General features: G+C 61.2%; 25 protein-coding genes and 2 pseudogenes. 14 read left to right on the forward strand and 13 right to left on the reverse strand.

Features of this window, described 5'->3' with window-relative positions; translation table 11 throughout:
• Window positions 1–602 precede the first annotated feature (602 nt).
• A complete protein-coding gene (locus tag EJ079_RS01345) occupies window positions 603–1,133 on the forward strand; it encodes a GNAT family N-acetyltransferase (protein WP_164873703.1) in 531 nt (176 codons plus the stop codon).
• A 438-nt stretch (window positions 1,134–1,571) separates the two neighbouring features.
• On the opposite strand, the gene EJ079_RS01350 is transcribed toward EJ079_RS01345, so the two are convergent.
• From EJ079_RS01350 to nanR, 9 genes are all read right to left on the reverse strand, one after another.
• The gene (locus tag EJ079_RS01350) at window positions 1,572–3,548 is read right to left on the reverse strand and encodes a hypothetical protein (RefSeq protein WP_127807857.1); all 1,977 of its coding nucleotides are present in this window, start codon (window positions 3,546–3,548) and stop codon (window positions 1,572–1,574) included.
• A complete protein-coding gene (gene ugpC, locus EJ079_RS01355) occupies window positions 3,545–4,639 on the reverse strand; it encodes a sn-glycerol-3-phosphate ABC transporter ATP-binding protein UgpC (RefSeq protein ID WP_127807858.1) in 1,095 nt (364 codons plus the stop codon). The genes EJ079_RS01350 and ugpC overlap by 4 nt, the downstream gene beginning before the upstream one ends.
• Before the next feature lie 12 nt (window positions 4,640–4,651).
• The gene (locus EJ079_RS01360) at window positions 4,652–5,458 is read right to left on the reverse strand and encodes a carbohydrate ABC transporter permease (RefSeq protein ID WP_245481795.1); all 807 of its coding nucleotides are present in this window, start codon (window positions 5,456–5,458) and stop codon (window positions 4,652–4,654) included.
• Window positions 5,459–5,499: 41 nt separating this feature from the next.
• A complete protein-coding gene (locus EJ079_RS01365; RefSeq protein WP_127380542.1) occupies window positions 5,500–6,441 on the reverse strand; it encodes a sugar ABC transporter permease in 942 nt (313 codons plus the stop codon).
• 88 nt (window positions 6,442–6,529) lie between these two features.
• Window positions 6,530–8,185, reverse strand: a complete 1,656-nt coding sequence (locus EJ079_RS01370) for an extracellular solute-binding protein (protein ID WP_127807859.1) — start codon at window positions 8,183–8,185, stop codon at window positions 6,530–6,532.
• Between the two features lie 118 nt (window positions 8,186–8,303).
• Window positions 8,304–9,356, reverse strand: a complete 1,053-nt coding sequence (locus EJ079_RS01375) for an NAD(P)-dependent oxidoreductase (protein ID WP_127807860.1) — start codon at window positions 9,354–9,356, stop codon at window positions 8,304–8,306.
• A gap of 13 nt (window positions 9,357–9,369) precedes the next feature.
• Window positions 9,370–10,218, reverse strand: a complete 849-nt coding sequence (locus EJ079_RS01380) for an aldolase/citrate lyase family protein (protein WP_245481796.1) — start codon at window positions 10,216–10,218, stop codon at window positions 9,370–9,372.
• On the reverse strand, window positions 10,196–10,501 hold the full coding sequence (locus EJ079_RS01385) for a putative quinol monooxygenase (protein WP_127807862.1): 306 nt from the start codon (window positions 10,499–10,501) through the stop codon (window positions 10,196–10,198). The genes EJ079_RS01380 and EJ079_RS01385 overlap by 23 nt, the downstream gene beginning before the upstream one ends.
• Window positions 10,501–11,208, reverse strand: a complete 708-nt coding sequence (nanR, locus tag EJ079_RS01390) for a transcriptional regulator NanR (protein ID WP_127807863.1) — start codon at window positions 11,206–11,208, stop codon at window positions 10,501–10,503. Before nanR ends, EJ079_RS01385 begins: the two co-directional genes overlap by 1 nt.
• A gap of 223 nt (window positions 11,209–11,431) precedes the next feature.
• On the opposite strand from nanR, the gene EJ079_RS33680 reads away from it, so the two are divergent.
• The 5 genes and pseudogenes from EJ079_RS33680 to EJ079_RS01410 all read left to right on the forward strand — a co-directional run bounded on the left by EJ079_RS33680 (window position 11,432) and on the right by EJ079_RS01410 (window position 14,281).
• Window positions 11,432–11,770 (forward strand): 3-keto-5-aminohexanoate cleavage protein, encoded by a 339-nt coding sequence (locus EJ079_RS33680; RefSeq protein ID WP_245481797.1) that lies wholly within the window; start codon window positions 11,432–11,434, stop codon window positions 11,768–11,770.
• Window positions 11,697–11,933 (forward strand): hypothetical protein, encoded by a 237-nt coding sequence (locus tag EJ079_RS33160; RefSeq protein WP_127395391.1) that lies wholly within the window; start codon window positions 11,697–11,699, stop codon window positions 11,931–11,933. Before EJ079_RS33680 ends, EJ079_RS33160 begins: the two co-directional genes overlap by 74 nt.
• A gap of 14 nt (window positions 11,934–11,947) precedes the next feature.
• Entirely contained in the window at window positions 11,948–12,541 is a 594-nt protein-coding gene (locus EJ079_RS01400; RefSeq protein ID WP_127395390.1) for an SOS response-associated peptidase family protein, read from the forward strand.
• 5 nt (window positions 12,542–12,546) lie between these two features.
• Entirely contained in the window at window positions 12,547–13,257 is a 711-nt protein-coding gene (locus EJ079_RS01405) for a hypothetical protein (protein ID WP_174800299.1), read from the forward strand.
• A 141-nt stretch (window positions 13,258–13,398) separates the two neighbouring features.
• Window positions 13,399–14,281 (forward strand): annotated as a pseudogene (locus EJ079_RS01410) (alpha/beta hydrolase).
• 62 nt (window positions 14,282–14,343) lie between these two features.
• Here the strand turns inward: EJ079_RS01410 and EJ079_RS01415 are convergent.
• From EJ079_RS01415 to EJ079_RS01425, 3 genes are read right to left on the reverse strand one after another with little or no spacing between them, the layout of a single operon-like run.
• Window positions 14,344–17,610 (reverse strand): error-prone DNA polymerase, encoded by a 3,267-nt coding sequence (locus EJ079_RS01415; RefSeq protein WP_127807864.1) that lies wholly within the window; start codon window positions 17,608–17,610, stop codon window positions 14,344–14,346.
• The gene (locus tag EJ079_RS01420; RefSeq protein ID WP_127807865.1) at window positions 17,607–19,130 is read right to left on the reverse strand and encodes a DNA polymerase Y family protein; all 1,524 of its coding nucleotides are present in this window, start codon (window positions 19,128–19,130) and stop codon (window positions 17,607–17,609) included. The genes EJ079_RS01415 and EJ079_RS01420 overlap by 4 nt, the downstream gene beginning before the upstream one ends.
• Window positions 19,042–19,806: an ImuA family protein gene (locus EJ079_RS01425; RefSeq protein WP_127807866.1), complete on the reverse strand. Its 765-nt coding sequence runs from the start codon at window positions 19,804–19,806 to the stop codon at window positions 19,042–19,044. Before EJ079_RS01425 ends, EJ079_RS01420 begins: the two co-directional genes overlap by 89 nt.
• A 936-nt stretch (window positions 19,807–20,742) precedes the next feature.
• Here EJ079_RS01425 and EJ079_RS33685 point away from each other — a divergent pair.
• The 6 genes from EJ079_RS33685 to EJ079_RS01450 all read left to right on the forward strand — a co-directional run bounded on the left by EJ079_RS33685 (window position 20,743) and on the right by EJ079_RS01450 (window position 23,541).
• Window positions 20,743–20,937 (forward strand): hypothetical protein, encoded by a 195-nt coding sequence (locus EJ079_RS33685; RefSeq protein ID WP_245481798.1) that lies wholly within the window; start codon window positions 20,743–20,745, stop codon window positions 20,935–20,937.
• Window positions 20,938–21,167: 230 nt separating this feature from the next.
• The gene (locus tag EJ079_RS01435) at window positions 21,168–21,365 is read left to right on the forward strand and encodes a hypothetical protein (RefSeq protein ID WP_127266529.1); all 198 of its coding nucleotides are present in this window, start codon (window positions 21,168–21,170) and stop codon (window positions 21,363–21,365) included.
• 524 nt (window positions 21,366–21,889) lie between these two features.
• Complete coding sequence (locus tag EJ079_RS33570) at window positions 21,890–21,985, forward strand: putative RiPP precursor (protein WP_189367358.1); 96 nt, start codon at window positions 21,890–21,892, stop codon at window positions 21,983–21,985.
• Between the two features lie 310 nt (window positions 21,986–22,295).
• Window positions 22,296–22,436, forward strand: coding sequence for an entericidin A/B family lipoprotein (locus EJ079_RS01440; protein WP_127395386.1), 141 nt, complete (start codon window positions 22,296–22,298; stop codon window positions 22,434–22,436).
• Window positions 22,436–22,624, forward strand: a complete 189-nt coding sequence (locus EJ079_RS01445) for a hypothetical protein (RefSeq protein ID WP_236383367.1) — start codon at window positions 22,436–22,438, stop codon at window positions 22,622–22,624. The genes EJ079_RS01440 and EJ079_RS01445 overlap by 1 nt, the downstream gene beginning before the upstream one ends.
• Before the next feature lie 692 nt (window positions 22,625–23,316).
• Window positions 23,317–23,541: a KTSC domain-containing protein gene (locus EJ079_RS01450; RefSeq protein WP_164873705.1), complete on the forward strand. Its 225-nt coding sequence runs from the start codon at window positions 23,317–23,319 to the stop codon at window positions 23,539–23,541.
• On the opposite strand, the gene EJ079_RS01455 is transcribed toward EJ079_RS01450, so the two are convergent.
• Window positions 23,466–23,735: a hypothetical protein gene (locus EJ079_RS01455; protein WP_245481799.1), complete on the reverse strand. Its 270-nt coding sequence runs from the start codon at window positions 23,733–23,735 to the stop codon at window positions 23,466–23,468. The two genes, EJ079_RS01450 and EJ079_RS01455, sit on opposite strands and share 76 nt — an antisense overlap.
• 41 nt (window positions 23,736–23,776) lie before the next feature.
• Here EJ079_RS01455 and EJ079_RS01460 point away from each other — a divergent pair, with 41 nt between their 5' ends.
• The gene (locus tag EJ079_RS01460) at window positions 23,777–24,637 is read left to right on the forward strand and encodes an ATP-dependent DNA ligase (protein ID WP_127807867.1); all 861 of its coding nucleotides are present in this window, start codon (window positions 23,777–23,779) and stop codon (window positions 24,635–24,637) included.
• A 168-nt stretch (window positions 24,638–24,805) separates the two neighbouring features.
• Window positions 24,806–25,036: pseudogene (locus EJ079_RS01465) on the forward strand (ETC complex I subunit); the annotation flags it as partial.
• Window positions 25,037–25,543 lie beyond the last annotated feature (507 nt).

The following is a 25,543-nucleotide window of genomic DNA, read 5'->3' on the forward strand; positions in this document are numbered from 1 at the left end:
GGTGGGGCTTTTCACATATTGAGACCTATATTTGTTGGCTCAAAGCATTGGTCATTGATGTGGTGGCAGCGCGCCTGGGCAGAGGAACTTGTCTTGAAGGCGAGTGAGACGCGTGCGATTAGCGAAACCCTTACGAGATGGTCACGCCGGAGATGTCGCCCAAGCACTCTTCAAGGCTGCTCGAAAGAGCATCCCAAAACGGCCAACAAGGATATCGCCAGAGCGGCGTTCTACTCGATTATGCCAATGCGGATCAGGAAACCGTCAAGGTCAGGAACCTGCAGGCATTCGCTCTCGCTGAGCGCCCCGGCCGGAGAATTAAACTAGGACAATCAGCGAATTCTGTAGGCTTGATCGTCTGCGGGAATTGGAGTGGCGCAAGCATTGGTCAACGGGGTTCCCTGCCGCGATCGCACCATAACGGCACGCCCACGAATCGGCCATTTAGGATAGGCGGCGGGCCTGAGCGTCCGCTTGGCCGGCGTCGAGACCCATAACTCCCAACCCTTGGCGCCGGCCGCCCTCTATGAACACTGCCTTGCGAACGCGTTTGCATTGCGTAATGTTCAGCCGGGGCAATGGATTTCACAGGGGTTGGGCACGTGGCGAACGCCGATATTGCACAGATCGACGCGGCAGGTCTGAACCGGGTCCGGGATCTGGCTCTGATCATCTGGCCAGCGCACTATGCGCCGTTGATCGGCGCCGACCTGATCCCACCAATGGTAGCGGACATGTATTCGCTTAACACGCTTGGCGCGGACATGCGCGAGCGAGGCCACCTGTACTGGATCGCCTCGGTTGATGGGAAAGATATTGGCTATGCGTCGGCCTACTTGAAAGACGGGCGGCTGTGGATCAAAAAGCTTTACCTGCTGCCGTCCGTTCGGGGCATGGGGCTGGGAAAGCAGCTTATCGCGACGATCAGAGACCATTACGGGAGGCAGCACCCGCAGGCCCTCTACGTAAGCGATCGCAATGAGACAGCCATCGCGTTCTACAAGTCGCAAGGCTTCACCGTCGAGAGCTTGGAGCCTGTACAGATGGGCCCTTATCATTTCGAGGATTATGTGATGGTACGCCCTGGAGAGATTGCCTTGCCCCAGTCTCGTCCGGACGTGCCGACCTACTGAATGGCGCAGTAGCCAACCCCCTTTTGACCCCGTTACCAGCTATCCGAACAAAAGGGCTACAGGTGCACTTCGCGGAGCCCGTTCGTTTTGCCGCTACTCGTGTCCGTTTCGTGCGTCGCAGAAAGTCGGACCGGCGCCCTGGTGGCCGCCTGGCGTCAGATTGACCGATGGGCAAAAAATCGTTCCACGGCCGGTCGACCGGTTCTTCCACAAGCGATCCCATAATTCCGGAGTGGTAAACCCGTGAAATGCCAGATAATTCCAGACGTACCAGTATCCATGTTATGCTACTTGTTTTTAGCAGCTATTTAGTAATGTGGATCAGCGCCCTTCCGGACTTTCCAGTATAGTCTTCAGCGAAACCTTGGCCGAGCCCGGCTTCAGCGGTTTCGGCTGCGAAGCGTCGGGCGATCAACGCCTCAATCCACCTACGCGGGGCTAAATCGAACACGAACCGTGCAGATCGACCCGCGCCACGGCGTAGGCGTCCAGAATTAATTGCTCATCCAACTGTCGTCCGAACCCTCCCATGAAGTTCGGATCGGCGGCCGCCCGCTCGAAATGGTCGGCAGAAAGAAGACAAATGCGCGCGCCGACCGGCATACCCGAAAGCCGCACGGATTGCCTCTTGGCAGTAAGGTTAGAAAGCCAAAGCGTCGTGCTCCCGTCTTTTTCGGCGGCGATCGCCGCGATGCTGTCAATTCCGGAAGTTCCCACCGACAGCAGACTGGCGCCACCGAGCTTTGATAGGCCTGCCATGATATGGAAAGCGGGATACACCATTGGGCCATCCTGTTGGTCGAACCACGGCTGCGCGAAATTGCCTCTCCTGTAGACGAAACCAAATGGGCCGGTGAAGTCACCGAAGGCGACGGCTTCGATGCCCTCGCGAGCGCAGGCCGCGAAATAGCCGATGATCCAGGCCGCATTGAACAGCCCGCGCTGGCGAGGATCGATGCGGGTGAGGCAGACGCGACCGTTCGCTTCGTTCTGCGCCGTGGAGGCTCCGTAAGGGTTCTCGCGGCAGCCGAGTTGACTGGGGCCCACACGCAGGGGCAAGCGTTCGCCCATGAAGGCACGGGCAGAGCGGATCAGATGGGGAATGGCCTCAAGCGTCTCCATCACCGACACATCGTCTGCAGCGTGCACGCTTGGACAGGTGGTGAAGGTCGCGTAGTCGAGCGCCTCGCGTGGCGGGCGCTTGCGATTGAGCTCGGTGAAGTACGCGGCCATGCCGCCGCCCAGCGTTACACCCGGGAAAGCCCGGCGCGCCGCGGAGTAGTTTTCGTGGAAGCTTGGCATCGCCGGCCATGTTGCTCCCGGCTGTACCGATTTCATGTCCTGCGTCGGAAAGACGCAGACAGCCTCTGGAGCGAGGCCGAGGCGACGGACAGCGTCCGCGACCGGCTTCAACTCGCCGAACGGATCCAGCGTTCCCCTGGTTATGATCTCCAGTACGACGCTTGCCCCGATCAACCGGGTCAGCGCTGCGTAGCGTTCAAGTTCATCGTGACCGTGGCCGAGACGGAGATCGACCTGGCAGACCATCCACTGCGGAGCCAATTGCCGAATTTGATCGGAGGTTTCAAGGGCGTGCCTGGCTTCCCCGGCGGCGACGCCGACGCCAATGCGAGGCATCCGGCCGGCCGGTCCGCCAATTGTCACGTTGATCGGTGGGTTGGGGTTTTCAGACGTCCCTCTACAAAGCGTCCCCGACACATGAAGCCGGACGGCCTGCGTGAATTTCTCACCCTTGGGCAGTCTGTATGGCCACGGGCGACGCAGGGGACGAACATAGGTCTTATAGGAGGCATCAGACCAGTTGCGTTGGTCCTCCATCTCAAAGGCATCACCATCCATGGTGCAGGTGGCCCAGATCCCAGGCGCGATCTCATGCGACAACGCGCGCACGTCAGTGAACGGACATTCAGGATCAATAACGTCTGGAAAAAGCGAAAGCCTTTCGAGACCATCCTGATGCAGCACCCTCACCGGCTTGCCGGCCAAAGCCGCGATCGGATGCAGCACGACGAAGCCGGTCCGGTTGGTCAAAAGGTCGGTCTCGGGCTCTGCTTCTGCCACAAACGACAGTGCGCCATCGCTACTGCCCGAGATCCGGGCCCGGTAAACCAGGCGGCCCGATGTTGCGGCACATGTTCCGCGGTATTCAATGGCGAACGCATCCGGCCTCTCGTCGATCCGCAGATCATCGAGAACGGGGGTACATGTTCCCCAGTTTTCGTCCCGTACAAGGAACGAGATTCCGCGCAAAACCTCGATCGTCCCAATGCGGATGTAACGCAACGCCCCATTGTCGAACGCGAGCGACAAGGAGCCGGCGCGCAGTGTGCGCAGCGGTTCCTCTAGCTGTTCGGTGCCACACAAGCGGACTGCCAGAGAAGCTGTCGAGGTCAAAGTGCCCGCTCCGTCGTGGCGTCGAAGATCGATGCCCGTTTCATGTTGATGTCGATCGCCAGCTTTTCCCCAGGACGGCTGACGTCGTGCGCCTGCAACTCCGCCATCACCGGCGCACCCGCAAGTCGGAATGTCGCGTAGCTGCGCGAGCCGGTCGGCTGCAGCAGGTCGATTGTTGCCTCATAGCGAAACGTGCCCTGCGCCGGCGTGGCAGCGTGCGCACGAGTGAGGTGCTCCGGTCTCAACCCGAGCAGCACCTTCTGTCCGTCTGCGACGCCCTGCAGCCCCCTGCCGGGCGCTAAAGGCAGCAGTGCGTCCGCGAGCCGGATGGCGGCGGTGCTTCCCTCCAAGGCAAGGGTCCCTGGCAGGAAGCTCATCCGCGGCGAACCCAGGAACCCAGCGACGAAGGTCGAGGCCGGGCGCTCGAACAACTCGAGTGGCGCGCCCTGCTGCTCTATCAGCCCGTCGCGCATCAGCACGATGCGATCAGCCAACGTCATTGCTTCGATCTGGTCATGGGTGACGTAGATCATCGTTGTGGCAATGTCCTGGTGAAGGCGTTTGATCTCGCCGCGCATTTCGTCGCGAAGCTGTGCGTCGAGATTGGACAGCGGCTCGTCGAACAAAAAGATGCGGGGGTTGCGGACTATGGCGCGGCCGATGGCGACGCGCTGGCGCTGGCCACCGGACAGTTGGCGCGGAAAACGCCCCAGCAAGGGAGTGATGCCAAGCATGCGCGCCGCCTCGGCAACGCGCATCTCCACCTCTGGCTTCGGCATCTTGCGAGCCTTGAGGCCGAAGCCAATGTTCTTGGCCACGCTCATATGCGGATAGAGCGCATAATCTTGGAACACCATTGCCACGTCGCGGTCGCGCGGCCTGAAATCATTGACCACCTCGCCGCCGATCTCGATCGTGCCTTGTGAACTCTCCTCCAGTCCGGCGATGGTCCTCAACAGGGTGCTCTTGCCGCAGCCGGACGGACCAACCAGAACGGTGAACTCGCCGTCGCGGATGTGGAGGTCAATACCGCGCACCGCATGGAAGGCGCCGTAGCGCTTGTGCAAGCCGGTGATTCTGACTTCGGCCATGCCTACCCTTCCCTATCCGCGAACGGCGCCGAGCGTCAGCCCGCGCACGAGATGTCGTTGAGCAAGCACTCCAAGGGCGATCGATGGCACGAGGGAGACGATGGCAAGGGCCGCGGCTTCACCATATTGTGCGCCCTGGAAGCCGATGAAGGCGCGGAAGACCGTTGGCAGCGTGAAGGCAGTTCGGCTTGTCAAAATCAGCGCGAAGAAGAACTCGGTCCAGCAGGCAATGAAGGCGAAGACAGCCGCCGCGACGATGCCGGGCGCGGCCAGCGGCACGGCAACGCGCCAGAAAGCCTCCCATCGCGTGCAGCCATCGACGAGGGCCGCCTCCTCCATCGACCTCGGCATGCCGCGGAAATAGGCGAACATCATCCAAACGGACACCGGCAGCGTGAAGACCGTGTAGGCTATGATCAGCCCGATATGGGTGTCGTATAGCCCGACGCCGCGGTAGATCAGGAATACCGGTAGGACGATGCCGATAGGTGGCAGGAAGCGCTGCGACAGCACCCAGAAGGACAGATGCCGGCCACCCGTGTTGTAGCGCGCCAGACTATAGGCCATCAGCGTGCCGAACAGTGCCGAAAGCACCGTGGCCGAAAGCGAAATAATCAGGCTGTTGATAAGCCCGTCGAGACCGCGATAGGTGAACAGCGCGGCTTCGTAGTGGACAAGCGTCGGCTCCGCGGGGAACCAGACAGGCGGTACGGTGAGGTAGTCGTCGCTGGGCTTGATTGAGGTGTTGAACATCCAGTAGAGCGGCCACAGCACGAACACCAGGAAGAACCCCAAAAGCAGGATTCGCCCGATCGGCAACGACCGGCGTTTCCTGCGGCGGGCGGGCGCTACGGCGGCCATCAGACCGGATCGACCTTCAAAAGCCGGCGTACCAGCAACGCCACGATGAGCGCCGTAAAGATCAGGAACAGCCAACTTCCGGCCGTTGCCTGCGACAGATGAAACTGCGTGAAGCCGACGGTATAGAGATAATAGGAGGCCGTGTACGTTTGTGTTCCCGGGCCGCCGCCTGTCATGATGAATATGGTATCGAACATACGGATGGCGTCGAGCAGACGGAAAGTCAGCGCCAGCAGCATCATCGGCCCCAGATGGGGGAGCGTGATCGCCCAGAAGACCTGCCAGGCGTTGACCCCGTCGAGTTCTGCCGCCTCATAGAGATTGGGAGGAATTGCGGTCAGGCCAGCGAGCAGGATGACGAACATGAATGGCGTCCACTGCCAGACATCGGCGATGATGAGCGAGACATAGAGCCACGGGCGCTCGGTCATCCAGCCGATCGTAACCTCCTGCCCCAACAATTGCGTCAGGATATAATTGGTCGGTCCGAAAGGCCGCTGCAAAAGCAGCGTCCAGGCCTGGCCGACGATGACTGGGCTGATGAACAGCGGCACGATCAGGATCGACATGATCACGCCGCGGCCCGGAAAGCTGCGCACCATTGTCAGCGCCACCAGGAGACCGAGCACGAATTCGATAGCGACGCTGATGCCCGACAGCCATGCCGTCAGCAACAGTGACCAACGTGCCACGGGATCGAACACGACCCGCTCGAAGTTCTTCAATCCGACAAATGCGTGGCCCGGCACCTGGAAGTCGTAGTTGATGAAGGAAACGACCAGCGAGAACAGGAGCGGATAGATCGACAGCGCCAATATCAGCAGCACCGCGGGCGCGACCAGCAGCCACTTGAAATGGCGGTCGGCCCATTGGGCGAACGCAGATAGCCGGGGCGGTGCGCCGGCGGCCTTCAAGCGGTGAATCGTGGCGGTGGGCTGCATCGGTGTATCCAAAAGGCTGCTTAGCGGTTCGGCGAGGTGTTGCGAGCCAAGCGCCCGCAACACCAATTGCTCCAGGCTCTGCCTCCCCTCAGAGGGTGACCGCCATGCCAAGTTTTTCCACCGTGTTGTCGGCGGTGGCGCCAGGCAGTTTCAGGAACTCGGTGTAGAAACCTTTCTGCGAATCTACACCCAGTCGGTCGGTCGTCTCGTTCCACTCGGCCGCCGCCGTTTCCAGCGACGCCTTCGGATCCGCACCAGCCCACACCGCCGTGCACATACGGTCGATGCTCAAGAAGTAGTCCTGCGCCCCTGGCATGATCGGGTCGAGCAGACCAACATTTGCCGAGTTGTTGAGATTGGCAAGGTACTCCTTGGCACTTGGGAAGAGCGCGCCGTAGAGTTCGGACTTGAAGTGCGAGATGCGGTACGGGTCTCGTAGCGCATAGGGCAGCATGCAACGCGCCAGCGAGACCGGTGGCGAGCATATCCATTGCATGAACAGATACGCCGCCTCGGGGTTGGGCGAGTCCGCCGACAGCGCCTTGTTGTAGCCGGTGGCATGTTCCGGATTGCCCGGAACGACGGCATAGCCGACCTTGCCAGCGATCTGGGACTGTGGGATGAAGTTGATCGCCGTGGCGGACTGCGAATAATTCGCCGCCATGCGGCCGCTGGGAGGCCAGGAATAGATCATCGCGACTTTGCCGGTCAGGAAGGCCGCCCACAGGGAGACGGCGTCGAGCTCGTTGTTGCCGGGGATCGACGCCTTGTTCGCCGCGAGCATGTTGGTCAGCGTCTTGACGCCGGCGTCCGAAACTAGGCCCGCCTTCATGTCGTCGCCGAACAGTTTGCCGCCATTGGCGCGGTACTGCTGCAGGAAGTCGAACTGGTTGCCGGGGCTGCCCGCCTTGCGGAAGTGTCCCGCGCCATAGACCTTTGGCGCCATCTGGTCGGTGATGAACTGGGCGATCTGGGCATATTCCTCCCAGGTCTTCGGCGGTCCAAGCTTGGCGTTGAACTTTGCTTGGTAGGCCTCCATCATCTTCGGATCCTCGAAAATGTCCTTGCGGTAGTAGAGAGCGAACATGTCGCCGTCGTCGAAGAACCCCCAGATCTTGCCCTTATAGGTTGGCAGCGCCTTGTACAGAGGGTGATAGTCCTCGAGGTCTGCCGGGTTCATGTATTTGGCGATGTAGTCGTCGAGAGGTGCGATGACGCCGCCATCGGCAAGCGATGGTGTCCAGGCCGGCGAGACGTCGAGGACGTCATAGGCACCTGAGCCGGCGATGTGCTCGGCGACCGCCTTGGAGTACTGGTCCGGGTTCGACAGTTCGACGACATTCGACTTCATCCCCGTAAGCTGCTCCCACATCGGCCCACTGAAATTGCGCGGATCGAGTGCCTGCAGGCCAGCCTCGTAGGTCATGTTGAGGGTGACGCCCGAATGCGCCTTGGCGGCCTCCACCGCGCGAAAGGCGGAACCGTCCGCCGGGCCTTCCTTCGATGCTTTCAGGGCTGCAGCCTGCGCTTGGCCGAGCGGCGAGGTGGCGTCCGCCAGTTCCAGCGTCTGCTGCGCCACCGCCCAATCGGTCATCATGCCCAGCATCGGGCCAGACGCAGCCAACATGCCGGTCATCTGACCGAAGCGGGTTATGAAAGTTCGGCGGGTAGTTTCGCCGCGCATGAAGGCGTCGACCTCTGCTTCGAGACCTGCCTGAAAGTCACGTTTGTCACGATCGTTCATAGTGCTTGGTCCTCCCGTTTCCATTTGCCTCACTCGTCCGCGGGCGCGGCGGTCGAGCATTCCTCCCGTAAAGTCGCCGCAAGGGGGCCGCGGCGGCGCACCAAAAATCAGCGTCCTCCTAGGTTCCGAAGCGGGCCGCGAGCCCCGAGAGCCTGGTCTTCCACAGCTCGCTCGAAAGCACCTCGCGATTGACCACGCCGCGCGGCTCGCGACCGTGTTGCACCTCGATCACCGCCTTGACGTCGGCGGCACCGTTGCCGGCAAAGCACTGGTCGGTCCAGCAAAGCGCGTGCGGCGCCAGGATGACATTGTCGAGTTTGAGGATCGCATCGTCTGCATCGGGAGGCTCCTGCTCGAGCACGTCGAGACCGGCCCCCGCGATGCGGCGCGCCTGCAGCGCTTGTGTCAGCGCTTTCTGGTCGACGATCGGGCCGCGCGCGGTGTTGATCAGGTAAGCTGTCGGCTTCATCAGGGCGATCCGCTCAGCATTGACGATGTGGTGGGTCTGCGGCGACAGCGGGCAACTCACCGACAGCACGTCGGCGCGGCGAAACAGGTCCTCCAGCCCGACCAGTTCGACGCCCAGGTCGGCAGCAACCCTCTTGTCAGCGAACGGGTCATGGGCAATGAATTGCATGTCAAAGGGCCTCGCCAAGCGGAAGACCTCGGCGCCGATGTTGCCGATGCCCAGCGACCCAAGCGTACGCCCGACGAGCCCGACGCCCATATGTTCCGAGCGCTCCTGGAAGCCATGAGGTCCCTTGCGGGTGAGCGCGTCCTTTGTCAGCAGTTTGCCGGTCAGTGCCAGTATGAAGGTGATGACGGATACGGCGACGGGCCGTCGCACGCCATCGGGCGTGATGACCAAGGCAATGCCGGCGGCGGTGCAGGCCTCAACATCGACAGTGTCGTAGCCGACCCCGAAGCGGGCAACGACGGCCAGGCGGCCGCTCCTGGGCACACTCGTGGAATCGAAGCGATGGGCGAGAAGGATCAGCGCATCGAAATCCTCAAGTTGGTCGGCGCGAAGCGGACTGTTCGATTCCAGGAACACCATCTCGACGCCTGCCGCATTGCGCAGCGGCTCCAGATCGAAATCTGGATAGATCGGCGAGCCGTCCGGCTTACGGAAATCACCCGAAAGCGCCACCCTGAATTTCACGCTGTCCATCGTCTCCTCCGCTCTATTGGCACCCGGCCCGGATTTTGGAAACCGCGTCAGCCATCGCGTCGTGCAAGACCCAAACGTCGCCCGAATAACAAATGAAATCGAAGCCTTGTGCGTAGAAGTCGTGTCCCTGCGCGACGTTGGGCACCAGGCGTCCAAGCGATTTGTTGTGCTTCTTGGCGGCTGCAACGATTTTGGCCATTGCAGCGGTGAAAGTGGGGTGGGCGAAGTCGCCCGGAATGCCGAGCGAGACGGACAGATCGAAATGTCCGACCCACAGACAATCGACCCCGTCCAGTCCCGCGATGCCGTCGATGTTCTTGACGCCGTCCGCGGTCTCGATCAGGCAGATGAACGTCGAGCGCTTGTTGGCGGCCTCGAATTTGTTAGCGACCGAACCCGGACGGTAGCGGTCGTGAGCGATCTGCAGCGCCACGCCGCGGGCGCCGGCAGGATGGTATTTCATGGATTTGATGATGTGTTGCGCCTGTTCGACCGAACTCACCATCGGTGCGATCAGCCCTTCAGCACCCATGTCCATCGCGCGGGCAAGGAAATGGTAGTCCTGCGACGGCACGCGCACCATAACCGGCAGATCGGCTGCCTCGAAATAGCGGATCGCGCTCTTCAGCGTTTCCAAGCTGAATCCCGAATGCTCCATGTCGAAAAAGACGAAATCGCAACCAGCGGACTTCAGGATGTGACCAATTCCCGGAGTGGCGAATTCGGCGACAAGCGTACCGAGCTTGACCCGCCTGTGAGAGGCTAACGCCTTGAGACTTGGTTCCGACATGACTTCCCTCCCCTTCGCCCACAAGGGGCGCATTGCCCTTACGCGTTCTTCAAGACGAAGCTTCGAGAACAAGGTCGCAGATGGTCACCAGCTTGGTGTCGACGAGCGGCGCGCTCTGCGAATTGAATTCGTCGAAATGAACCGTACGGCAGTGGTGCTCGAATGCCGCTTCGCTGTCGTAAATCTCGTAGAGCAGGACCCGGTCAGGCTCGTCGCGCGCCTGCGTCACATCAAAGCGACGGCAACCGGTTTCGCTGCGCATCGACGCGGTCGCATTGGCGTCGACAAGCTCGCGGAATCTGCCCCGGGCACCCGGCTTGAGGCGGAAATCGACCCAGACCACGAAGCCCCTCATCACTTGGCACCCGCAATTTCCAGATAGCGCCTGGACACATATTCCAGATGCCTGCGCATAGCCGCTTCGGAGGCGTCTGGATCGCGCGCTGCGACGGCGTCAAAGATTTCGCGATGAGCCTCATAGGCCTTGCGGTCTTCACCTTTGGCCAAAGTCGTGCGCCGCTGTTCGAGCAGCCATTCGGCCAACGCCGCGTGGATAGCTGTGAAGATTCGATTGCGGGTGATCACCGCCAGCACGTAGTGGAAGTCGACGTCGGTGCGCTCGAAGCGCGTCAGGTCCCCGATCGACTGCCGGTTGATTTCGAGCGCCTCCTCGAGGCTTTCGATATCCTCTGGCGTGGCATTGATGGCGGCGTTGCGGGCAAGCCCGACTTCGAAAAACAAACGCGCGCTCTGGAAGTCATGAATCCCGCCCGGCGCCGAAATCATGTGCCGCGCCGGCCCCGAGAGGGCGTCGATCACGAATTGGGGAGTTGGCCGAGTGACGCGGGCGCGCTCGCCGGATTTCACCTCGACAAGGCCCATCTTGCTCAGATGCAGCAGGGCCTCGCGGATTGAAGGGCGCCCAACCCCGAACTGCCGCATCAGTTCCCGTTCGGATGGGAGCCGGTCGGCTTCGGCCAGCTCTCCCTTGCGGATCAGCCTCTCTAGATGCGCGGCAACCTCGTCCGAGAGCTTCCGCTGTTTGATCAGAACTCCGATCATGTGGCATACCTGTTATACCAGTCAGATACGCTATGGCCCCAGAGCGCCTCTGTCAACGAGGCTTCTGCGCGGAGAACGGCACGCGTTTCGAAATCGAGTGCTACCACATCGGCAATTTCTACACTCGCCATCCGTCGAGCGGGCCTGGTCAACGCACCGTTCTTCGTACAGAGCGTGTTCGGCACACAGTGGCATCGGCACTCATCCCGAGGACGTGGCGCATATGAAGCGCACCGCCGACCCGCCGGTTCGAACAGGATCGCCATTGGTCGGTGCTGGGCGCCGGTCGCAGCCGCTGCGATCGCCACCCCAGGCGATCGCACCGGGCGGCAATGTACGCGTTGGACTGGAGGACTGGCTGTGGATCGGCAAGGGCCAATTGGCGGCCGATCTCACGTCAGGGACGGAAGCCCGTAGGGTGAAGACCGTCGCAAATTGGCGCCCACATTATAGCGCGTGTGCTTGGCTTTGGCGTCGACCGGCCCAGCATGCCGCGTGTTGCCAAGTGGTTCTTTGTCAAGGACGGCCAGGCGCTGGGCGCGGCTTTCCGCAGATGCTCTGATGAGCCTGACCTTGAGCGCATCATTGTGAGCCACGGCGATGTCATCACCGACAAACCGCGCGATGCTCAAGCAGATCGCGAGATTTCGGGCATAGCGGAAAATCTCGCGATGGTGGCGCCGCAGCCAAGCCGCGTTATTTGTTATAAGTCATCAACTGACTGAAAGCGTGGGCAGCCGTGTGCAACGACTATGAGCAGCATATCGCCTGGGCCGAATATTGCAGGATGATGCAATTGCTGGCGCTCGACATTCCCACCCAGCAAACGGAACTGGATTTGCCGCAGGCGGATGACATCCGCATCAGTGATCCCGCCCCGATCATGCGCGCCGTCGGCGACACGATCGAACTCACGCGCATGACCTTTGCCTTTCCGCCCTCCGGGCCCAAAGGCGGGCCGATCTTCAACTTCCGCTCGGAAGGACGGAGCTTCTCCAACAGCAAGCGCTGCCTTATTCCGGCGTCGGCTTTCTTCGAATTCACCGGAAAGAAGTCTCCAAAGGCTAAGCATCGCTTCACGCTCAACGGCGCCTCGTTCATGGCGATCGCCGGCCTGTGGCGCGATGGCGAAGGCAACAAGCCCCCGACGTTCGCTATGCTGACGACGGAACCCGGCCCGGACGTGGCGCCCATCCACAATCGCCAGATTGTGGTTCTGCGCCCGGACGATTGGGCGGCATGGATCTACCTCACGAAACCCGAGGTGGAGCTGTTGAAGGCCCTGCCGGCCGGGTCGCTGGCGGTAGAAACCGTGCGACAAGGAAGCGACTAGCTCAGATGCCGGTGCGTTTTGCGCAAACACGGAAGATTCTTGGCGGCATCGCTGCGGCAATTGCGGCCCCTCGGGATCGCGGCTCTCGCCAAAGCGTCAGCACCTCGTTGTCACTGATTGCCGAGTGGCCACTTCCGCCATCAGCGACGCTTGGCTCGTCGGTGCGCACGAAAGGTATCGAGCGTGAAATACGTGCCCGCCTGCCATGGGCGGTGAGGAAGTACGTCAAAGCCGAGACTGGTCGCATAGCCTTGCGGATGCGCGAAGACGATGCCGAAGAGTTCGAGGCCGCCTCGAACAAGATCGCCAAGGTCCTGGAAACCATCGAAGTACTCCCGGTCCTGCCGCGCGAGGCCGAGGACATCCTCACAATTTCTTCGCGTGAGCGTCACAAGTGGCTGAAAGACGGACGGCTGCAAAGCATTGGCACCCGCACCGTGAAGATGCGCGGTCGATCCAAGGCCGTCACCTTCCACGTGTTCGATCCCAAGCACATCGAGGACATCCTTGATCGTGATCTGCCAAGCCTTTGGCGCGAAGAAGACGCGCAGCAAGTTACGGAGAACAGGCGACGTGGCGCCGGCAAGGCTGCCCTGACGCGGGCGGGAAAGGGTAGCGAGAAGGTTCGCGGTTCCGGGAATAACCCCAGAGATGACGATCCCCGGCCTAAGTTGAAGGGCTGGGACGCGTTCGACGACGAGGGCCTGCTCCGTTAGATCCGCCTTGTAGCCATTCGCGCGTCCAGAATGGACCCTGAGGGAAAGCTAACCGGGAGAAACGATTTGCAGTCGCGATTTGCCCCGAACCATTCCATGCTCAAGGAGTTCTTAAAGCCGACAACAGCCCGTTTCCTGAGGATGGCCGATGTTCGAAAACTTCCGCTTGAAATGGTGGAAACCGAGGGCGGGCCGATAAGGCTTCGGCATGGCGGATCTGGGCCGCCTCTGCTTCTGATCCATGGCCATCCTCGCGCGCATATGACTTGGGGCCAGGTCGCGGACTTGCTGTCAGCAGATTTCAGTATCGTGTGCCCCGACGTTCCGGGCTTCGGTCGCTCCTACGCACCGGCCGATGACCCCGAGAGCAGGTTCTCGTCCAAGCGGGCAAAGGCTTCGGCGCTGGTGGAGGTGATGGAAAGGTTGGGCCACCACGCTTTCTTCGTCGCCGGGCATGATCGTGGAAGTCTGGTCGCTTTCAGAATGGCGATGGACCATCCCGACCTGGTGCGAAAGCTGATTGCCGTGGATGGGTTGCCAGTTATCGAGCATCTGGAACGGACCGACTGGAACTTTGCCCGCGATTGGTACCACTGGTTCTTCTTTGCTCAACCCGAGAAGCCGGAACGGGCCATCCTGGCAGACCCGATGGCATGGTATATTGACTTGCGGCCAGATGAGATGGGACACGATGCCTATGGCGAATTGGTTTCATTCATCCACGATCCCGCCATCGTCCATGGCATGGTCGAAGACTACCGCGCTGGCATAAGGATCGACCATCGCCACGACCGCGAAGATCGAGAGGCCCGCAGGAAGGTGCGATTGTCCGATGCTTTGTCTTTGGTCAATCGACGATGATTTGGAACAGATTTATGGCGATCCGGTTGCCATCTGGAAGCACTGGGCCGACGACGTGGGGGGCTACGGAGTCAAGAGCGGGCACCATGTCGCCGAAGAAAATCCCGCCGCTCTCGCAGCAGCGTTCAAGGCCTTTCTGAAAAATGACAGAAGCACCGATTGAGCGATCGCTCATGTGTATCGACGAACCCAGCCATTGTTCGGCAGACCCGTTCTTGCACCGCGCTATTTGAAATCCCGTGTCTTCACCTTGATCTGGTCGATGTGCAGATGGGGATCGATAACGTTCCGGGGCCTCGGCCCCTTCGGCATGCCGCGCGGATCGGGCGTCGGGCTGCCATGATGGAATTCGTCGCCGCGCCCATGCGGCAGGGGAAAGGCAGACTCCCGATCGCCGACGCAGGCCAGCTCGCCTGAGAGATCGCTCAGCCGATGAGCGACGAGATGGACCACCTCGCCTTCCCTTTGGATGCGACCATAAACGCCAATCATGCCGGCGCCGAGCACGACCCGGCGATATTTTTCGAAGACCTTGACCCACACCACCAGATTGGCGATGCCGGTCTCATCCTCGATCGTGATGAACATGACGCCCTTGGCCGAGCCAGGTCGTTGGCGGACCAGCACGAGGCCAGCCGCCTCCAGCCAGTGTCCGTCGCGCGCCTGCATGGCCTCACGACACGAGACGATGCGCTTGCGCCCCAGGTCGGCGCGCAGGAAGGAAACAGGATGGTCGCGCAGGGTCAGTCCAACATGTCCATAGTCCTCGACCACTTCGCCGCCGGCGGTCATCGCACGCAGCGCGACAAGGGGCTCCTGGATCTCCGATACCGTCCGCTGCTCGCGGCCGGAGGCCGCGGCAAACAGTGGCAGCGGTTCGTCGCGCAGTGCCTTGATCGCCCACAGGGCCTCACGCCTCGCCAGCAATAGGGATGGTTGGAAAGCGTCAGCCTGGGCGAGTTCAACCAGAGAGGCAGCAGGAACACCGGCACGGTGCCAGAGGTCATCCACCGACGCAAAGGGCTGGTCTGCGCGTGCGATGACGATGGTCGCAGCATCGGCGTTGGCAAGACCCCGGACCATGCGCAGACCAAGCCGGACAGCGAACCGACCGTCATCGGCGGTGGGCTCGAGCGTGCAATCCCAACGCGACGCGTTGATGCAGACAGGGCGCACCTCGACACCATGGTCACGTGCATCGCGAACGATCTGCGCCGGCGCGTAGAAGCCCATCGGCTGAGCATTGAGAAGAGCGGCGCAGAAGACATCGGGGTGATGGCATTTCATCCAGGACGAGGCGTAGGCGATCAGGGCGAAGCTGGCGGCATGGCTTTCGGGAAAGCCATAGCTGCCAAAGCCTTCGAGCTGCTTGAAGGTCTTTTCGGCGAACTCGCGCTCGTAGCCGTTCTTCACCATGCCGCCGATCAGCTTGGCGCCGAAGCTGGAAACGCCACCGGTGTGCTTGAATGTCGCCATGGCGCGGCGCAGTTGATCCGCTTCGCCTGGCGTGAAGCCGGCGCATTCAATCGCCACCCGCATCGCCTGCTCCTGGAACAGCGGCACGCCCAGCGTCTTTCCAAGCACCTTTTCGAGCTCAGGCTTGGGATAGACGACGTCTTCCTTGCCTTCGCGCCGGCGCAGATAGGGGTGCACCATGTCGCCCTGGATCGGACCTGGCCGAACAATCGCAACCTCGATGACAAGATCGTAGAAAGTACGCGGTTTGATGCGCGGCAGCATCGACATCTGGGCGCGGGATTCGATCTGGAAGGTGCCGAGCGTGTCGGCCTTGCGGATCATCGCATAGGTGCGTGGATCCTCGGCAGGGATCGTCGCGAGATCGAGAGTGATGCCCTTGTGCTCGGCCAGCAGATCGAAACCGCGCTTCATGCAGGACAGCATGCCGAGCGCCAGCACGTCCACCTTCATGAACTTCAACGCGTCGATGTCGTCCTTGTCCCATTCGATAACCTGACGATCCTTCATCGCGGCTGGCTCGATCGGCACCAGATCGTCGAGCCTGTCGCGGGTCAGGACGAAGCCGCCCGGATGTTGCGACAAATGCCGCGGCGCGCCGATCAACTGCCTGGCCAAGTCCAGCGCCAGACGCAGGCGACGGTCGCCGAGATTGAGGTTCAGTTCCTCGGCATGTTTCGGCTGGACGCCTTCGTCCGACCAGCCCCACACTTGCGAGGACAGCATCTTGATGAGGTCTTCGGGCAGTCCAAGCGCCTTGCCGACATCGCGCAAGGCGCCCTTCGAGCGATAGCGGATGACCGTCGAGCAGAGCGCGGCGTGTTCGCGGCCATAGGTTTCGAACACCCATTGCATGACGATTTCCCGACGCTCATGCTCGAAGTCGACATCGATGTCAGGCGGCTCACGCCGCTCCTCCGAGACGAAGCGTTCGAACAGCAGGTCATTGCGGTCGGGATCGATCGAGGTGATGCCGAGCACATAGCAGACGGCGCTGTTGGCTGCTGATCCCCTGCCCTGGCAGAGAATGCCCTGGCTGCGGGCAAAGCGAACGATCGAGTTGACCGTCAGAAAATACGGCGCGTATTGCAGCTTCTCAATGAGCTGCAACTCGTGCCTGAGCGTGCCAACGACCTTGTCCGGCACGCCCTCGGGAAAGCGCTCCGTCGCGCCCTCCCAGGTGAGTTTCTCCAGAGCTTGCTGCGGTGTCAGACCCGGCAGCATCCGCTCCTCGGGATATTGATAGGCAAGCTCGTCCAATGAGAACCGGCAGCGCTCGGCGATCTCGATCGTCCGCGCTAGCGCTTCGGGATAGCGGCTGAACAGCCGTGCCATTTCATCGGGCCGCTTCAGGTAGCGGTCGGCGTGCCGCTCGCGCCGAAACCCGGCATCATCGATCGTCACATTGTGCCGGATGCAGGTGACGACGTCCTGCAGGATGCGCCGTGACGGTTCGTGGAACAGGACATCATTGGTGACAACCGTTGGCACGTTGGCCTGTCCGGCAAGATTGGCCAGATCGTGCAGCCGCAGCGCCTCGTTGGGACGGCGCCGCAACGTCAGCGCCATATAGGCGCGATCGCCAAATGCGTCGCGCAGCCGGCGCCGCCAGAGTGGGCATGTGTCATCTGCCTGGTCGGGCACGAGCACTGCAAGGAGGCCCTCGCCATAGGCGACAACGTCAGCCCAATGAAGCACGCATTTTGCCTTGCCGCCACGCTTCTTGCCCAGCGACAGCAAGCGGCACAGCCGCGAGTAGGCCGGGCGATCGGTCGGGTAGACCAGGATGGAAATCTCTTCCACCAGATCCAGCCGGCAGCCGACGATCAGCCTGACGCCGGTTGCCTTTGCAGCCTCGTGGGCGCGGACAATGCCGGCCAGACTGTTGCGATCACAGATGGCAAGGGCGGGCATTCCCATGCTGGCTGCTTGCGCGAACAGTTCCTCACAGGAACTCGCGCCCCGCAGAAAGGAAAAATGCGAGGTGCATTGCAGCTCGACATAGCACGCGTTCATCCGAAGATGCCGTGCAGGAACCAGCGATGCGAGCCGGTCGCGGCATCCTCGCCATCGCCTGCGCGATAAATCCAGAACCGCTCGCCGGCTTCGTCCTCGACCTGGAAATAGTCGCGCACGGCAGTTAGCTCGGCGTCGCGCTTCCACCATTCGCCGAAAACCCGCTCAGGTCCATCGGCGCGCTTGATCCGTCGACGGATGCCTTTCCAGGTGAAGCTCGCCGGCGGATGGTCCGGTAGCAGCGCAATGGCCTCGATCGGCTCCGGCACGGTAAACAAGCGAGCCGGACGCGGCCAATGGTCTGGCCATGCGTCGCCGGTCTCAGCCGATGCAGCGGCTACACGCCGGAAAGATCGCTCGGGCACATCGCTGGCAACCGGGGTAAACCGATAGAGCTTTTCCTCACCGACACGGTTGCCGAGTGTGTCGGTCAAATCCGAGATGTCTGCATCCCGTTGCTCGATCAGCGACGAAACGGTCTGCCTGGGAGCGAGTGATTCTGCCAAGGGCGCGGACAACCGCATCAGCTCGATGCCGAAGCCCGGATCGACCGTCTCGATCTTGTCGCAGAGCAGCCGCGTCAGCCGCTTCACATCACGGACAGGCAAGGCCGTGCCGACGCGAATGGCTTCGACGCGGTTGTCGACGCGGTAGAGCAGCAGGTCAAGCCGCCGGGCGCCGAACCCTTTGGTCTCCAGCCCGACACACAGCGCCTGAACAAGCTTGCCGACATAGCGCGCGATTGTCTCGGCCGCACTGATGGGCTCGCCAAAGGCGCGCCTTACCTCGACCACATCGACCGGCCGCACTGGCTCTATCGGCTCGGCGAGACGTCCAGCAGCCTGGTCAAGCCGGCGGCCGAGTTCCGGCCCGAAGCGCAGCGCCAGTGGGGCGCGCGGCTGCTGCAGAAGCTCACCCACCCTGTCGAAGCCCAAAACCCGCAGACCGCTGACGATCTCATCGGGCAAACGCAATGCTGCGATGGGCAGAGGAAGGATCGCATCGCAGGTTGCGTTGACCGCGACCACGCTCACGGCTTGCCTGACATATCGCGCAAAGGCATGAGCAGCACCCCAGCTATCCGCTATGGCTGCGCGCGCCGAGAAGCCGACCTTGCCGAGACGTTCGACCATATCGGCGAGCATCAAGCGTTCACCGCCATGAAGATGATCGGCGCCCGTGGTATCCATCACCAATCCGTCGGGAGGATCTGCTGCGACAATCGGCGCGTACCGCCGCAAAGCCCACAGGGCCAACCGATCCAATGCCTGCGCGTCTGCTTCAGGTTCGGCATCCATGACCGCCAGCCCCTGGACGAGGGCCTGTGCCTTCGTCGCGGGCATTCCGACGCGCAGGCCCGCTTCTGTTGCCGCGCGATCCACCGCAGTCACCAGGCGACGATTACCGTGCCGCCCGACCAGCACCAAAGGCTTATCCGGTGGCGGCGAGACGTCGCCCAATTTCCTTCTGAGCCGGTCGGTCGACCAGCTTGGAAGGAACAGCGAGACGACCCTTTGCATCACAAGCCTCCACTTCGATATCGAGTGTTTCCCCTCCACGAGACCTGATCAGTTCAAGTTGCCATCGCGCCCGGCCAACGCCGGGCACAGGCAGCGGTCGCGACGGCAGCACGGAAACCCGCCAGCGGGTGACGGACGCCGTCGGCTGCCCGAAATCGGCGGCTTCGGTCTGGCGGCGCCAGCGGCGGATCGCGATGCCGATCGCGCCGGAGCCTTCCGATGCCAGTTGCAACCGGCGCGAGGCAGTCATGGACAGGCGCGCCACTTCCGCGACCACAGCCCCAAGTCCGACATGCCGCAGGCCTTCCTCGAAGCAGGCGAGCAAGGATTTGTCGTCACCGGCTTCGACATAGATCACCCGGTCGGGATGCAGTCCGACCTGTGCGATTGCCGGTGCAAACAGATCCTGGCGCGTCACGCACCACAGCACCTTGCCTTGCGTCCTGGCCGCAATGCCTGCAGCAAAAAGCGACGCGGCAGCGCCATCGATTGCACCATTGCCGCCGCCGGCAACTTCATGAAGTGCGCCAAGCGCCACGCCCCCGCCTGGCAGATGACTGTCGATCGAGGAGATACCGAATGGGAGCACCGCTCTTTTGCGCGCGTTACCGCCTTCGAGACGCGCAATGCGATCTCGCAGATCGGAAATAGCAGCGTTTGGCGTCGATGCACTCATCTGTCCCCTGAACGCGACATGGTGGCGGAATGTTCCTCATTTGTTCCCTTCCTAATGAAGAGTCAATGGGATGGCGAGGTGGCGCTGCGGAAGAAATGTTTGTGGCGACCGCCCGGTGGCATCGACAGAACCGTTTGCCAGCAGGACGAGGCGTCGAAGCCACCTGTCCTGTTGGGATGTTCGCGCCGGCGGCTGGCGGCGCCCAAGGAAAAACGGCGTATAAACCGCAGTCCTGCGCGCGTCCGCAATTGCGGACATTGTCGCGCGCGGGACGGAGGAAATTCGCCCCCGCCGCGGGCGGTTAACAGGACAGCCGTAGGAGCGTCAGCATAGCGCCGGCCGCAGGACGGGACGCGGGACCGACTGTCCCCGTCCGCGGTGGTCCGCGTGTAGCATCGGCCATGAATGCAGTTGCGTTGGGATTGAGCACGAAGCCTCAACCGATTGCCAGATCTCCCTATCCAATTGGAAAAAAACCATTTTTCCAAACCATCAGGAGTCTATTGACACCTTTGTTCTTATTTTGTTCACTGTTGGTGATTGATACTGGAGGCGAACCGTGGAACTTCGCTTGAACATTGAAGGTGCAACGCCCGAGGAACTGGCACGCGGGATCGCGGCAGCCGAAGCAGTCTTCTCGCGCGCCGGCATTACGGCTTTGCAAGGCGCGGAAGGTTTGTTCGCGTTGGAAGGCTGGGATATCAAGGGCTTCCCGGAAGACGACCAGCCAACCGAGGACGAGGACCAGGCTGCTTCGGTCTGGATGGAAGCCGACGAGGCTGCGACGACTGCATGTTGTGCGGGCTGGCCGGAGGATAAAGTTCCGGGCCATCAGATCATGGAGCTGATCGACGTGCCCCGAACGAGATTGCAGGCCGAGGCGCTCCCGGACACGTGGCCGGCGCGCAAACAGCTCTATCCCGATGTTGTCACCCGGTGGAGACCACGACCGGGCCGGACCGCCAGATCGATTTCGATATTGCCTTCGTTCTTGGTTGGGTGCCCGAGCGGCCGACGCTGGATCAGGTCGAGCCGCTTTCGGAAAATGGCGACCGTATCCCCTTCTTCACCAGCAACCTCGCCCAGGTGGAAGAAATGGCTCGCAAGGCACTCAAGGACTGGACGATCTAGATTGACCAGGACCCCTACGATGCCCACGTTTTCGATCCTGCAGCCAGCGAAGACGGTGAAGAATTGCGGATCGCACTGACCCTGGCGATGATGCGCGGCCAGTCGATGCATTTCGATTAGCGGTGAACGGGTTACACGGCCAACGTCGATCGATCGTGCTTGGCCACTCCAGGTCGCACGCTGGATGGCTAAAAACCTGACCAGCCCACACCGCACCCGAGGAGAGAACAATGTCAGAAAAACCACCCTATATGCCGACCGGCATTGGAACAGGCATGATGAGCGACGACGAGACCAAGGTCGGCGTTCTGATATTCGAAACGGCGCAAGGGAACTTCGACTTCGCAGTCAATCTGCAGGCAGTCGATATCCTCACCAAGGCCATCAACAAGATCGAGATGCATCTTCGCTCCGGCAAGACGCGCTGAGTGTCCGACGATGTGCCAGATCAGAGAAGCCGAAGCCAGGACCTTCGGGAGATCACGCAGGGACCAGGCATCGTGCGGCGGGTCGGCTGGGCGTCGCAAATCCGTTGTCAGTCGCCGACTGGCTCGGCTGGAGGAAACGCTCGGAAGCCAGTGCTCTCGCGCACGACTCGCGGCGCCGGGTTGACGGACTGCCGCTGCGATCGATCACGACTTGCTCACGCTGCATGCCGGCGGTCGGTGGGCCCGGCGATGTAGCGCTCTCCCGTTAACATCGTTCCCCGGATTTGGGAGGGCCGGCTAAGTCTTGGTCGACCAATTTCGACAGGACAGCCGTCAATCTGGATTGCCCGTTTGCCGTCCAACGCGACCGAAGTTCTTCGCCCGCTGGTTCGCACCGGGTCATTCTCCGTCTTCTCTGCGACGATCGCGACGCGTGGCGTGCGTCACTGGCGGCCATTTTAGCATCAGCTTGACAAGTTAATTGCCCCAAAGCAGTTTCGGTGTGTGAAAAGGGAGGAACAGCTATGAAAAAAGCCTATGAAAAGCCAGTCCTGACCAAGCGGGGAATTCTTTCCTCAATCACGGCGCAAGTCATCGAGTCGGGTCTTTCTGCGACCTGAGCAGGTCTTTGACCACTGGAAGCCCGCTGGCTCCGGCTGGCGGGCTTTTTGGTCTTCAGGGCGTGGATTAGGTCCTGACCGACAAAGGGTGCTACATGGGCGATGAAGAATGCCCGCCCAGCGTACGTTGTCTACGCACCACCGCTGATCGGCCTTCCGTTCCTGGCTGTGAATACTGGCTCTGGATGGGACGACCATCGCAACGCCCTTTGACACCGCAGATGAAGCGGCCGCCCACAACAAGGTGATGGCGGTTACAGGTGCGATACGGCAAAGCGGACTTGATAACCACAAATAGGAGAACCCGTCCATGAGACTGCTACGCATCACACCGATTGTCATTCTTGCCTGTGCCTTGGCCCTTGCGGCCTGCGCCAACACCGTCCGAGGCGTCGGCAGGGACGTCAAATCGACGGCCAACGCAGTCGACGACACGGTCAATAAACCCTGATGCAGAGGACCGTCACGGTCATCGAGAAGACAACGGGCCGCGTGATCGGAGCTCTGCCGATCGATCTTGCGCAGCAGAATCACGAGGCTTCCGATGATCAGTATTTCACCAAGGCGTTCGAAGCCGCCATGGACAGCGGCCTTATTAGTGAGGCCGACAAGCATGCGGTTGAATTCCGGCTTGAGTAAAGTTGACGTTGCGACGGCTTTCTGTCGCGTATCGGGGTTTGTGGTTGCATGGTTTTGCACCTCAGCCATCCATCAGGGGTGAATCAACACACCGTCTAGTCCAACTATCCCTAGGCACGGCCCGCCGCTGCTATGAATGGGGCGGCGGGTTTTTGACCCGGAGGCGAGCAGCAGCCGCTACTCAGACCCACTCAGTAGAGCAAGTCGGCGTATCGGTAGGCGAACACTCGGCCATTGCTCTCGTCGGTCACCTCAAAAAAGTAGTTTCCGGATCGGTGGAGCGTCAGTGGCCTTTTCGTTGCCTGTGCGGCGGCGCAATAGGATGTCGGGGCCTCAGCCCGGTATTCCGCTATCACCTGGCCCGCAAGATATTCTCGGATTTGATACGCCACGGTCAGCCCCCGGGGTCCGAATCATACATTAGAGATATCTAACATTTCCCTTTTGGCGAGACGGGGTGTACTTTAGTTACCGCTGGGTTTCCTAGCGACCTACACTGCCCGCTGCCGAGAGGTGGCGGGCCTTTTCGTTTATGTGTGGAACGCCGCAATCCAATGGGAGTTGAAATTCTGTCACCGCCCCTTCCGTGGAGGCGATAATGGCCACGGACGTACAGCCGTGCTCGGCCCGCTCCCGCTTCCTCAGTGGGCGGGCCATCTCGCGGGTCGCTCACTAGCAGCATCTGGTGCACCATGCCGTCAACCTCGATACGCAGGTTCGAATACAATCCGGACACCAGGGTTCTATCGGTGTGGTTTGTAGCGAGCGGCAGGCAGTACGACTTTCTGGACGTGCCGCCTGATACCTACGCCGATTTTAAAACTGCCTTTGCCAAGGGCCGCTATTTCAACGATCGCATCCGCAACCATTTCGCGTTCCGGCCTGTGGCAAGCTCCGGCTCCAGCGGCTCATGCTGAGGCAGATTGTGCCAAGCGACCTGGCGGAAGTCGCGCATGTCGAACTGCTGGCCGCACACCGGACAGGTCATAAAATTGTTGCGCTCGTCGGCAGGCTCGCCGCCGTGCTGCTTGCCGGGAATCGGCGGTCCAAGGTCGGATAGCTTCGTCATAACTGTCAAACATTCAATTCGTCTAAAATGTTCCGGAACCATTTTAGCGCGCGCTAATTGAATCGCACTATGCGAGTCGGCGCATGCCTCTGAAGTTCATCAAGCCCATGGAGCCCGAGCTGGTCGACACGCCACCGCAGGGCGACGAATGGCTCCATGAGATCAAATTCGACGGGTATCGCACCCAAATCATCAAGGATGAAAACGGAATCCGGCTGTTCACCAAGAATGGTTACGACTGGACCGGCCGCTACATCGAACTTGCCGGAGAGGCGGAGGCGATCGAGGCCGAAAGTTTCATCATCGATGGCGAGACTATCACGGTCGACGAGGCCGGACGGTCCGACTTCCACGCCCTGCAATCAGCCGTTACCCGCCGTAAGCCGTCGCGCGACCTGTATTTGGTGGCGTTCGATCTCCTGCACCTGAACGGGCACGATCTGCGCAACATGCCGGTGGAAGACCGCCGCGAGATCCTGCAGGCATTGATACCAGCCGTCGGCCGCATTCAGGTCAGCAAAGCTATGCCCGGCACTGGCGATGCGGTTTATCACCTAGTCGACAGGGCAGGGCTGGAGGGCATGGTCTCAAAGCGCAAGGATAGCGTCTACCGCAGCGGGCCGACGATGAACTGGCGCAAGATCAAGTGCTATGCCGAAAAGGAAATGGACATCATTGGCGTGCAGCGCGAGGCCGGAAAGCCCGCGATGGTGCTCATGGCCGACAAGGGTCGCTATGCTGGCGGCGCGTTCGTTGCCTTTAAAGCCGACAAGCGTCAGCGACTATGGGATCGCGTGCAAGGGAAGGTCGGGGGACCAGTGCCGATCGGTCTAAAGAAAGAAAAGGCCGAATGGCTCAAGCCTGGTCTGGTCGGTCGCGTGCGGTTTCTAAAGGGCGAGGAGAAGCTTCGCCATGCGAAGCTGCTGGACTACCGGGAGGAATAATTCTTGGGCTGCTGGCAATGAGTGCCCACGTTGCGGAACAGAACCGTGTGGCTGGCGTTGTGCCGACATCTGCACGTCTACGAGCAGCCTAGACACATCGGGCTTTGACCGCGACACGATAGCCAGAAGGTCACCGAATGGACCTTTAAAGTCATGGCAGCGGGAGATCCGATCGAGGTGGTGGATGACCCGGTACTCGCACCCGACGAGAAACGTGCCGTGCTCAAGAACTGGGCCTGGAACGAGTACCTGATCGACCTGGCCACCGCAGAAGGCATGCCGGAAAATGCACGTCCGACGCGACGGGACGAGGTTGAACTCGCTCTGCTGGCGTTGGAGGGCCGCACCCAGACATTCCAGACTCGGCTCAGCCCGGTATGCTCCCGGACAGCCGCATGATTGGAGGCAAGAATGGACCCACTGATCGTCTTCGACGCCCAACCGACCATCCCGAACCCCTTCGCGAGCTCACCTAGCTCGTGCGAGTTCACCCGCGGCGCGGCATGCGCCAGATGCCTGACTAATAGGCCGTGACCAGCGATCCCACGCGGCCGCTGCCGTACCGGTGACACCCGAAGCCAAGCCCATGAGCTCCAGCGGGTACCCTCGGCGCTGGCTGTCTTCACTCCTGCATCATCCTTTAGCTTGCCGACAGGAATAGTTCGTGGGGAGCGACAAAGAGATGGCCGGTCGCGCGTGATGGCGCGGCTCGGCCTGAGAAGTAATTGGATCGGGCGGCCAAAGGACTATCCCCGTGCCATCGCTTTCGGCCGCAAGCGACTTCTCGGCGCCCGCAAACTGCCTGCGCTTTTCGGCCAGTTCTGCAGTGAATGCGAAGCTTCTGCCATCACGAGATTGGTAGATCCCATGCTCGAGTGCAGAGACCAGCTTTGCAATTAGCGAAAG

This window comes from Mesorhizobium sp. M7A.F.Ce.TU.012.03.2.1 (assembly GCF_004006095.1).
In the GTDB taxonomy this organism is placed as follows: Bacteria; Pseudomonadota; Alphaproteobacteria; order Rhizobiales; family Rhizobiaceae; genus Mesorhizobium.

Bases quoted from the DNA above. Each gene is read 5' to 3' on its own strand.
- EJ079_RS33160 (WP_127395391.1), top strand. From the start codon at position 11,697: ATGCCGCGTGTTGCCAAGTGGTTCTTTGTCAAGGACGGCCAGGCGCTG.
- EJ079_RS01405 (WP_174800299.1), top strand. From the start codon at position 12,547: ATGCCGGTGCGTTTTGCGCAAACACGGAAGATTCTTGGCGGCATCGCT.
- nanR (WP_127807863.1), bottom strand. From the start codon at position 11,208: ATGATCGGAGTTCTGATCAAACAGCGGAAGCTCTCGGACGAGGTTGCC.
- EJ079_RS01425 (WP_127807866.1), bottom strand. From the start codon at position 19,806: ATGAGTGCATCGACGCCAAACGCTGCTATTTCCGATCTGCGAGATCGC.
- EJ079_RS01450 (WP_164873705.1), top strand. From the start codon at position 23,317: ATGCCGTCAACCTCGATACGCAGGTTCGAATACAATCCGGACACCAGG.
- EJ079_RS01365 (WP_127380542.1), bottom strand. From the start codon at position 6,441: ATGCAGCCCACCGCCACGATTCACCGCTTGAAGGCCGCCGGCGCACCG.
- EJ079_RS33570 (WP_189367358.1), top strand. From the start codon at position 21,890: ATGAAAAAAGCCTATGAAAAGCCAGTCCTGACCAAGCGGGGAATTCTT.
- EJ079_RS01435 (WP_127266529.1), top strand. From the start codon at position 21,168: ATGTCAGAAAAACCACCCTATATGCCGACCGGCATTGGAACAGGCATG.
- EJ079_RS33680 (WP_245481797.1), top strand. From the start codon at position 11,432: ATGAAGCGCACCGCCGACCCGCCGGTTCGAACAGGATCGCCATTGGTC.
- EJ079_RS01385 (WP_127807862.1), bottom strand. From the start codon at position 10,501: ATGAGGGGCTTCGTGGTCTGGGTCGATTTCCGCCTCAAGCCGGGTGCC.
- EJ079_RS01460 (WP_127807867.1), top strand. From the start codon at position 23,777: ATGCCTCTGAAGTTCATCAAGCCCATGGAGCCCGAGCTGGTCGACACG.
- EJ079_RS01445 (WP_236383367.1), top strand. From the start codon at position 22,436: ATGCAGAGGACCGTCACGGTCATCGAGAAGACAACGGGCCGCGTGATC.
- EJ079_RS01420 (WP_127807865.1), bottom strand. From the start codon at position 19,130: ATGCAAAGGGTCGTCTCGCTGTTCCTTCCAAGCTGGTCGACCGACCGG.
- ugpC (WP_127807858.1), bottom strand. From the start codon at position 4,639: ATGGCCGAAGTCAGAATCACCGGCTTGCACAAGCGCTACGGCGCCTTC.
- EJ079_RS01415 (WP_127807864.1), bottom strand. From the start codon at position 17,610: ATGAACGCGTGCTATGTCGAGCTGCAATGCACCTCGCATTTTTCCTTT.
- EJ079_RS01440 (WP_127395386.1), top strand. From the start codon at position 22,296: ATGAGACTGCTACGCATCACACCGATTGTCATTCTTGCCTGTGCCTTG.
- EJ079_RS01375 (WP_127807860.1), bottom strand. From the start codon at position 9,356: ATGGACAGCGTGAAATTCAGGGTGGCGCTTTCGGGTGATTTCCGTAAG.
- EJ079_RS01370 (WP_127807859.1), bottom strand. From the start codon at position 8,185: ATGAACGATCGTGACAAACGTGACTTTCAGGCAGGTCTCGAAGCAGAG.
- EJ079_RS01455 (WP_245481799.1), bottom strand. From the start codon at position 23,735: ATGGTTCCGGAACATTTTAGACGAATTGAATGTTTGACAGTTATGACG.